Below are 799 nucleotides of genomic sequence, written 5' to 3'. Positions count from 1 at the left end.
GTGACGGCCATGTTGAGCAATGTTCTCATCGGCCGCTTGAATCGCAAGGCGGTGCTGGTTGGTCTCAGCGCCCTCGCGGTCGGTTCCAATATCCTGGCGGCGCTGGCGACCGATTTCTGGCTGTTGCTGTTGGGCCGGGCCGGGCTGGGCATCGCTCTCAGCGCTTTCTGGGCACTTTCGGTCGCCGTCGTGGCGAGGCTGGTTGGCGCCAATGCGACAGGTCGGGGCATGGCGATCGTCACCCTCGGCGTCTCGCTTGCCACCATTGCCGCACCGTCGATGGGCGCGCTGATCAGTGACTGGATTGGGTGGCGCAGTGCCATGGCCATGACGGCGGGGCTGGCCGCGCTTGCCATGCTGCTGCAGCTTCTCAGCCTGCCGACCTTGCCTGCAACGGCAAGCAACAGCCTTGCAGATGTATTTCGGCTGACCCGGCGGCGCGGCATCCAACTCGGCATGCTGGCCATTGTTTTGCTGATGACGGGGCATTTTGCCGGCTCGGTCTATGTGCGTCCCTTCCTCGAACAGGTGACACTCCTTACAACCGGACCGATTGCCCTGGCTCTGCTCGGGTTTGGCATCGCTGCCGTGATCGGTAATGTTGCCGGCGGCCGCATGGCCGACACCAACATCCACATGGCCCTCGCAGTCACCGCAGCGTTGATGGCGGTTGCGGCACTTACTTTGCTGCTTTGGGGCTCGCATATCGGCGTTGCCTTCGGCTTCGTTACGCTGTGGGGTTTCGCCTTTGGCATGGCGCCGGTGGTGCTGCCGACCAATATGTCGCGCGCGGCGCCTG

1 protein-coding gene is annotated in these 799 nt (G+C 63.8%); it reads left to right on the top strand.

Features of this window, described 5'->3' with window-relative positions; all coding sequences use genetic code 11:
- Positions 1–799: MFS transporter (locus EN750_RS37055; RefSeq protein WP_145968318.1), on the top strand; the 799-nt coding region annotated here is incomplete at both ends.

The organism is Mesorhizobium sp. M7A.F.Ca.ET.027.03.2.1, from assembly GCF_003999175.1.
GTDB lineage: Bacteria > Pseudomonadota > Alphaproteobacteria > Rhizobiales > Rhizobiaceae > Mesorhizobium.
Note: the sequence above shows the minus strand (reverse complement) of the source record. Positions and strands in the feature narration are given on the sequence as shown.